7 protein-coding genes and 3 pseudogenes are annotated in these 7,622 nt (G+C 70.2%); 8 read left to right on the top strand and 2 right to left on the bottom strand.

Features of this window, described 5'->3' with window-relative positions; genetic code table 11:
• Positions 1-343 precede the first annotated feature (343 nt).
• The 3 genes from ACWDO5_RS34555 (at position 344) to ACWDO5_RS34545 (ending at position 2,588) form a co-directional block, all read left to right on the top strand.
• Complete coding sequence (locus tag ACWDO5_RS34555) at positions 344-793, top strand: DUF6153 family protein (protein WP_450534493.1); 450 nt, start codon at positions 344-346, stop codon at positions 791-793.
• 95 nt (positions 794-888) lie between these two features.
• Entirely contained in the window at positions 889-1,566 is a 678-nt protein-coding gene (locus tag ACWDO5_RS34550; protein WP_450534492.1) for a DUF305 domain-containing protein, read from the top strand.
• Between the two features lie 155 nt (positions 1,567-1,721).
• Complete coding sequence (locus ACWDO5_RS34545) at positions 1,722-2,588, top strand: F510_1955 family glycosylhydrolase (protein ID WP_450534491.1); 867 nt, start codon at positions 1,722-1,724, stop codon at positions 2,586-2,588.
• A gap of 60 nt (positions 2,589-2,648) precedes the next feature.
• Here the strand turns inward: ACWDO5_RS34545 and ACWDO5_RS34540 are convergent, their stop codons facing one another.
• The gene (locus ACWDO5_RS34540) at positions 2,649-3,284 is read right to left on the bottom strand and encodes a DUF2218 domain-containing protein (RefSeq protein ID WP_450534490.1); all 636 of its coding nucleotides are present in this window, start codon (positions 3,282-3,284) and stop codon (positions 2,649-2,651) included.
• A 202-nt stretch (positions 3,285-3,486) separates the two neighbouring features.
• Between ACWDO5_RS34540 and ACWDO5_RS34535 the strand changes: the two genes are divergently transcribed.
• The 5 genes and pseudogenes from ACWDO5_RS34535 to ACWDO5_RS34515 all read left to right on the top strand — a co-directional run bounded on the left by ACWDO5_RS34535 (position 3,487) and on the right by ACWDO5_RS34515 (position 7,119).
• Positions 3,487-4,170 carry a TetR/AcrR family transcriptional regulator gene (locus ACWDO5_RS34535; protein ID WP_450534489.1) on the top strand — a complete coding sequence of 228 codons (684 nt, stop codon included), beginning with the start codon at positions 3,487-3,489 and terminating at the stop codon, positions 4,168-4,170.
• A 102-nt stretch (positions 4,171-4,272) separates the two neighbouring features.
• A pseudogene (locus tag ACWDO5_RS34530) lies at positions 4,273-4,425 on the top strand (multicopper oxidase domain-containing protein); the annotation flags it as partial.
• Positions 4,426-4,491: 66 nt separating this feature from the next.
• Positions 4,492-5,904 (top strand): annotated as a pseudogene (locus ACWDO5_RS34525) (MFS transporter).
• Positions 5,905-6,044: 140 nt separating this feature from the next.
• Positions 6,045-6,551 (top strand): DUF4396 domain-containing protein, encoded by a 507-nt coding sequence (locus ACWDO5_RS34520; protein WP_450534488.1) that lies wholly within the window; start codon positions 6,045-6,047, stop codon positions 6,549-6,551.
• Positions 6,552-6,714: 163 nt separating this feature from the next.
• The gene (locus ACWDO5_RS34515; RefSeq protein WP_450534487.1) at positions 6,715-7,119 is read left to right on the top strand and encodes a four-helix bundle copper-binding protein; all 405 of its coding nucleotides are present in this window, start codon (positions 6,715-6,717) and stop codon (positions 7,117-7,119) included.
• Between the two features lie 342 nt (positions 7,120-7,461).
• Here ACWDO5_RS34515 and ACWDO5_RS34510 read toward each other — a convergent pair.
• Positions 7,462-7,622: pseudogene (locus tag ACWDO5_RS34510) on the bottom strand (tyrosine-type recombinase/integrase); the annotation flags it as partial.

Below are 7,622 nucleotides of genomic sequence, written 5' to 3'. Positions count from 1 at the left end.
AGACCGTCCTGGTGGACGCCGACGTCCACGAAAGCCCCGAACGCCGCGACATTGGTCGACAGCGGCCACCCAGGTCTAATCGGCGGTGCACGTCCCATCACAGAACAGCGCTCTTCGACGGGCAGTCGAGCACCCGCTGGTGAGGATGACGGCCGCCGCGCTGCTCCAGGCACTGGCAACCCATCTCAGTCAGAAAGGCGGCCCGGGCTCCGCGGGCCGACGACGCGCAGCTCTGATCCGCTCAGCGCGGGGCCGGCAGAGACGCAGTCCCCCTGCGGCGCGGCCCGCACCCTTTGGGTACTGTCGGAAAGCAGATCCACAACAGCCAAGGAAGGGAACCGGAGTGAAGGCGAGGCGGCACGTACGCGCAGGAGGTGCCCTCGGGCACCTGCTGCTCGTCGTGGTGCTCGCCCTTGGCGTCTTCACGATGCACACTCTGGGGCACCCCGACACCTCGCACGACTTCGCCATGAGCACCGCGTCCCACGCCACGACGGTCGACGCGGCCCACACCCCCATGAGCACTCCCGCCGACACCGAGGCGGGCATGGGCAGTCACACGACGGATCCTGCGGATCCGTCAACCCACCAGCCCGCCATGGCCATGGACATGCTCTCGCTGTGCCTGGCGGTCCTGTTCGGCGCGTGGGTCCTCGCTGCGCTCCTCAGGTTGGCGTTCGCCCGGCACGAGGAATGGCTGGCGGAGCTTCTCGCTCAGGTCGCCGCCGTACTGCGGCCCAACCCCCCGCCACGCGGCCCCGATCTCACCCGTTTGTCAGTTCTGCGGCTGTAGGCCGAACGGTCTCTCGCGGGCGCGCATCACGCGCGATCCCGCGGCTTCGCGTACGCCCGTACAGCCACAGAACCGACACACGAGGTGAATCGACCATGACTTCCTTCACGCGTGCCCTGCGCCGCAAGCCCGCCCGCCGCGTCGTCGCCGTGGGCGCGGTCGCCGCCGGCGCTTTGTTCCTCGCCGCCTGCGGTGGCGATGACATGAGCGGCATGGACCACGGCAGCGGCAGCAGCTCGGAGTCGGCGTCCGCGTCAGCGACCGCCGAGACCGGATCCGCGAGCTTCAACGACGCGGACGTCACCTTCGCGCAGATGATGATCCCGCACCACGAGCAGGCCCTGGAGATGGCCAAGCTGGCCGACGGCCGCGCCTCGGACGCGGAGATCAAGGACATCGCCGGGAAGATCGAGAAGGCCCAGGACCCCGAGATCCAGACGATGAAGGGCTGGCTGGAGTCCTGGAAGCAGCCGACCGCAGCGGAGTCCATGCCCGGCATGGACCACGGCGGCATGGACCACGGCGGCATGGACCACGGCGGCGACGGCATGATGTCCGACGCGGACATGAACGAACTCAAGGCCATGAAGGGCACCGAGTTCGACAAGATGTTCGCCGAGATGATGATCGACCACCACAACGGTGCGATCACCATGGCCAAGGACCAGCAGAAGAACGGCAAGAACGCCGATGCCGTGAAGATGGCGGGCGACATCGTGAATGGCCAGTCCGCCGAGGTCAAGCAGCTCCAGAGCATCCTCGACCGGCTCTGAGCCCCTCGACGCGCGCCCGTCGGGCCCGCGTCGCACCACACTGGCTGTCCGGGCTTCGCCGCGCTCGCGTCGGCGGAGCCCGGACAGCCGCCTCCTCCCCTGCCCGCACCCGGTCGTGATCCCGGTGCACCCCCACGCCTTTCCTCCGAGGAGCCATGAACCAGCGCCTTGCCACCGCGGCCGTTCTCAGCCTTGCCCTGACCGCCTGCTCCGGCAGCGACGACGACAGCGACGCCTCCGCAACCGGTGCCGGATCCGGCGTCACCGTGAGCCACATCCACGGACTCGGTCTGGACCCCTCCGACCAGCGCCTGTACGTCGCGACGCACGAAGGCGTCCACACCCCTGACGCCAAAGGCCGGCCCACGCTGGTGGGCGACAGCAAGGACGACTTCATGGGCTTCACCGTGGCCGGGGCCAAGACGTTCTTCGCGAGCGGACATCCCACCACGGGGGACAACGGCCCCGGCAACAAGGGGCTGATCAAGAGCACGGATGCCGGCAAGAGCTGGAAGTCGCTGTCCCTGTCCGGCGAATCCGACTTCCACGCCCTCGACTACGTGCACGGCACCGTCTACGGATACGACGCGACCAACGGCCTGCTGCGCACCAGCAAGGACGGCACAGCCTGGAAGGACGGAGCGACGCTCGAGGCGCTCGACATCGCGGTCAGCCCCCAGGATGCCGACCTCGTACTCGCCACCACGGGCGAGGGAGTGGCGCGCAGCACCGACGGCGGCAAGACCTTCTCCGCGGGCAGGCAACCGGTGATGGCCTTCCTCTCCTGGCCGGCGAAGGAGGCGCTGTACGGAATCGACACCACCGGCGGACTGCAACGCAGCACCGACGGCGGGACCAGGTGGACGAAGCTGGCCACGGTGCCGGGCGGCCAGCCCCAGGCACTCACGGCCGTCGGTGCCGAGCACGTCCTGGCCGCCACGCAGAACGGGGTGTACGAGTCGAAGGACGGCGGCCGAACCTTCACCAAGCGCCTCAACGTCGAGGCGAGCGGCGGGCACTGAGCGCCGGCGCGCCCCCCATCCACCCCACCCTTCCGCATTGCCTCGCCCGACCGCGGCGGTTCAACGGCTCTTCGTGGCTCGACCCCGGCGAATGGCGAACCCGCCCAGGACCGCGACCTTCACCAGGACGACGACCAGGACGCCGCCGACGGCCCAGCCGGTCCGCTGCCAGTTCGCCAGGACGACGCCGCCCAACCCCAGGTGCACGGCGAGCACGAACGCGATAGCGGCCACGAGGCCCATCACCCTGGGGTACCTGCGGCGTGGCACGGCTCCCCCACCCGGCACCCCCGCCGTGCCGACCGCTTCTGGGGAAACCGCAGGAGACTCCGGTCGTTGCCAGCTCACCTGCAGCCCGTCGCGCCGGCCGAACCTCTCGACATGCCCGGCGACAAGGTCCTGCAGCCGCCTCAGATCCTCCCCGTCGACGGCTTCGACCCGCAGCGTCAGCACGCCCGAGGCGGCCCGCAAGGTGATCCCGCCCCAGGGAAGGCTGACGTCCCCCTCGGTGTCGGTCCACTCAACCCGTGCCTGTTCGGCAACGGCCCGCATGTCACGGAGCGCTTGCGCGTCACCGCCCAGGTGGGCCTGCGGTCGGTGACCGAGGTGGCGGCCCTTGTTCGCGAAGTGCTTGCAGAGCTGGACGAGGTACCGGCTGGGGCGCTCGGTCTCGACGCTGGCTTCGGCGGTCGGCATGGCGTTCCTTTCGCATCCGCCCCGCAGGACGGGGCGCCTCTGGGCGCATTGGTGCGGTCCGCGCGGGCAAGGAGCCGGCTATGGTCGCGCCCTCCCATCGGGCCTGATCGTCCGGATGCCCGTGACGCCCTCAGCTTTATCGAGACACATTGTCTCTGTCAATCCACAGTGTCACGACGGCGCCGGATCGTATGCTGGGGCCGTGCCCAAGCTGTGGAACGAGACGATCGATGCCCACCGCGCCGCCGTACGCGCCGCGGTCCTGGACACCACCGCGGCGCTGGTCGCCGAGCACGGGCTGACGTCGGTGACGATGTCGCGGATCGCCAAGGACTCCGGGATCGGCCGCGCGACGCTGTACAAGTACTTCCCGGACGTCGAGTCGATCCTGCTCGCCTGGCACGAGCGACAGATCAGCCACCACCTCGACCAGCTGGCCGAGGTCCGGGACCAGGCCAAGGGCGCAGGTGAGCGGCTGGAGGCCGTACTGCGCGCGTTCGCCCTCATCTCCCACGCCTCCCGGGGGCACCACGACGGCGACCTCGCCGCGTTCCTGCACCAGGACCGGCAGGTCACCCAGGCACAGCGGCGACTCCACGGCATGGTCGAGGAGTTGCTGGCCGACGGCGCGCTAGCCGGTGACATCCGCGACGACATCGCGCCCGGCGAGCTCGCAAGCTACTGCCTCCACGCCCTTACCGCGGCGGGGAGCCTGCCGTCAAAGGCCGCGGTCCATCGGCTCGTCACGGTCACCCTGGCAGGGGTGCGGCCCGGCCCCGCCGCCACCTCGGAAGACTCCCGGCACGCCGACGACACCGGCAGCTCCGCACACCCGCCGCACCACCACGGGCACCACTCCGTCCATGGTCAGCACTCGGCCGGTTGATGAGCGAGGTCGTCGCCGGAAGCGGAGCAGGAGCACATCTGGTCGCGGCCTCGGCCGCCCGCGCCTCGGGTTCAGTGGCTGCGGCCGTCGCCGGCGTGCAGCACCGGTCCACGCAAGGGCACCACCATCGTGCTGCCCAAGAAGACGGTGTCCGTCATCTTCGACGCGGACAACCCCGGCCAGTGGATGCTGCACTGCCACAACGCCTACCACGGCGAGGCCGGGATGATGGCGGTCGTGGCCTACGGAGCCTGAGCCTTCAGTTCCCTGCGAGCGGGGGGCGGGACGTAGCGATCCCGCCCCTCGCGACAAGGACGCGTCATGACTCACTCCGCAAGCGACACGCACCACGCGCCGGACCATCACCGGCCACCCGCCGACCCCCGCCGCTGGGCGGCGCTGGCCCTCATCTGCGTCGCGCAGTTCATGCTGATCCTCGACGTCACCGTGGTGAACGTCGCGCTGCCCGACATGGCCGCCGACCTCAACCTTGACCGGGCGACGCTGACCTGGGCGGTCACCGCTTACACCCTGTGCTTCGGCGGGCTGATGCTGCTCGGCGGCCGGCTCGCCGACGCGCTCGGCGCCCGCCGCACGCTCCTCGCCGGGCTCGCCCTCTTCACCGCCGCCTCCCTGGTCACCGGCCTCGCCGGGGGTGCGGCCGTGCTGCTGGGCGGGCGGATCGCCCAGGGCGCCGGGGCCGCCCTGCTCTCCCCGGCGGCGCTCTCGATTGTCACCACCACCTTCCACGACAGGCCCTGGGCGTGTGGGCCGCGATCGGCGGCTCGGGCGCGGCGGCCGGCGTCCTGATCGGCGGCGCGCTGACCGACGGGCCCGGCTGGCAGTGGGTCTTCTACATCAACGTGCCCGTCGGCCTCGCCGTCCTCGCGGCCCTGCCGGCGTTCGTCCCCGCCCGCGCCCCGCAGCCGGTTCGGCTCGACATCCCCGGCGCGCTGCTGGTCACCGCGGGAACCGGCCTGCTCATCTACGGCCTGGTGGAGGCGGGTGACGCCAGCTGGGGCGATGCGGCCACGCTGGTGCCGCTGGCCGCCGCGGTGGTGCTGTACGCGGGATTCGCCGCGGTCCGAACGGGCGAGCCGGGCCCCGCTGATGGACCTGCGGATGTTCACCCGGCGGCCGGTGCTCGCGGGCGCGTTCCTGATGCTGATCGCCACCGCCCTGCTGATCGCGTACTTCTTCCTCGGCTCGGTCTACCTCCAGCACGTCCGGGGCTTCAGTCCGCTGAAGACCGGCCTGTTGTTCCTGCCCGTGGCCGTGGTCACCGGCCTCGGCGCCCACCTCGCCTCCCGCCTCGTCAGCCGGATCGGCAGCCGCGCCGTCGCCGTGGCCGGCATGGCGATCGCCGCCGCCGGATCCGTGCCACTGACCCGGCTCTCCGCCGACGGCAGCGTGTACGCGGGTCTGCTGCCCGGCTTCGTCCTGGCCTCCTTCGGCCTCGGCACGGTCTTCGTCACCGCCACCACCACCGCGCTGGGCATGGTGGAACACCACGAGGCCGGCCTCGCTCGTCAACACCTTCCACGAGGTAGGCGGATCGATCGGCGTGGCGGTCGTCTCCACGGTCGCCGCCTCGGGCATCGAGTCCAACTCCGCAGGCGGCTTCACGAACGCCTTCACCGTCTGCACCCTCGCGGCAGCCGCGAGCGCCACGGTGGCCCTGGGCTCGTACCTCGCGGCAAGCCGCAGATGGCCGGAGGCCCGCACATGCACTGACGCGTCGCCGCCCGGACCGTCTTCCACCGGCCGCCCGCAAAGAAGGCAGACGCATAGCGAAATACCCCCATGGGGTATATGGTTCATAGTTGTGGGGCTCGGGAACCCGTGCCACTCCGGATGAAAATGGGGAAGAGGTCATGGACCACACCGCTCACCACACCGGCACCGCACACGACCACGCCACCCACGCCGAACACGGCGGGCACGCGGGGGCGTCCTGGGGAACGGCTGCCAAAGCGACGCTGCACTGCCTGACCGGCTGCGCCATCGGCGAGATCCTCGGCATGGTCATCGGCACCGCCCTGCTGTGGGGCAACGTGCCCACCATGGTCCTGGCGATCACGCTCGCGTTCCTCTTCGGCTACTCCTTCACTCTGTTCGCCGTGCGCCGGGCCGGCCTGGACTTCAAGACCGCGATCAAGGTCGCGCTCGCCGCCGACACCGTCTCCATCGCCGTGATGGAGCTGGTCGACAACGCCATCATCGCCCTCACCCCCGGAGCGATGGACGCCCACCTGTCCGACGGACTGTTCTGGTCCGCCCTGCTCGGCGGCTTCGCGGTCGCCTTCCTGATCACCACCCCGGTCAACAAGTGGATGATCGGCCGAGGCAAGGGCCACGCGGTCGTCCACGCCTTCCACTGACCACCAGCCGGACCGGCACCAACACGCCTGGGGCGCCCGAGACCATGGGGCGCCCCAGGCGTGTTTGGGGCACCCCATCGTGGCTAGTCGCCAAGGGCCGGGGCTGTAAGAGGCGTGGCCGCCCGGCCCGCCGGCCTCCGGCAGTGAAGGGAGGCAACCGGCGATGACCACGGTCAAGGACATGCTCGCCACCTACCCGGCCGACCTCGGCGACGTCGACCGCGAGAAGCTCACCCGCTGCATCGAGGAATGCATCGCCTGCGCCCAGACGTGTACGGCCTGCGCGGACGCCTGCCTGTCCGAGGGCATGGTGGGCGACCTGGCCAAGTGCATCCGCACCGACATGGACTGCGCCGACATCTGCAACGCCACCGCGTCCGTGCTGTCCCGCCACACCGGCTACGACGCCAACATCACCCGCGCGATCCTCACCGCGTGCGCCACCGCCTGCAAGGCATGCGCCGACGAATGCGGCCGCCACTCCGACATGGAACACTGCCGCATCTGCGCCGAAGCCTGCCGCTCCTGCGAACAGGCATGCAACGAACTCATCCAAGCTCTGGGCTGACCCGCATTGCGTGGCCGCCACGCTGCAGTAGGGCGGTCCGGCTGCGGAATGCGCGGTGCACCCTCGACGCCCCGTCGGTAGCGTCCGAGACTGTGTAGCCGTCACGCTGTTGACCGGTTCGCCGGTAGCCGGTGCCAGGCGCGATGCTCTGGTCCTGTCGGAGACGGAGTCGCGCGCTTCGTGGTGCTCGGGGGCAGCGTTCGGCACCGAAACGCAGTCGTGGTGCGAGTTGGGGGCCTCACGTCACTACCTCAGGGAAAGCGGATGAGACCTGCCCGAATGCCCCGACAACGGCGCAAAACACAAACGGTTTCGTGGGTCGTTACCGTTTCAGCCCCAACGCTACTGATCCGCCTCGGGCAGCTGGTCGTAGGCCCGCAACAGGGGCTCGATGCGCTGGTTGTTGACGGACTGCCGGTCGTAGAGGTATTTCGCGTAGCGGGTCAGAAGGACCTCGACGCTGTTGCCGGCGTGCTGGGCGACCTCGGCAGGGTCCGCGCCCG

The sequence above is a fragment of the Streptomyces sp. NPDC000880 genome (assembly GCF_053599675.1).
This window is presented reverse-complemented; position numbering and strand designations above follow the sequence as displayed.

Coding starts and splice junctions, on each gene's coding strand:
- ACWDO5_RS34540 (WP_450534490.1), bottom strand. CDS start 3,284: ATGCCGACCGCCGAAGCCAGCGTCGAGACCGAGCGCCCCAGCCGGTAC.
- ACWDO5_RS34550 (WP_450534492.1), top strand. CDS start 889: ATGACTTCCTTCACGCGTGCCCTGCGCCGCAAGCCCGCCCGCCGCGTC.
- ACWDO5_RS34520 (WP_450534488.1), top strand. CDS start 6,045: ATGGACCACACCGCTCACCACACCGGCACCGCACACGACCACGCCACC.
- ACWDO5_RS34515 (WP_450534487.1), top strand. CDS start 6,715: ATGACCACGGTCAAGGACATGCTCGCCACCTACCCGGCCGACCTCGGC.
- ACWDO5_RS34545 (WP_450534491.1), top strand. CDS start 1,722: ATGAACCAGCGCCTTGCCACCGCGGCCGTTCTCAGCCTTGCCCTGACC.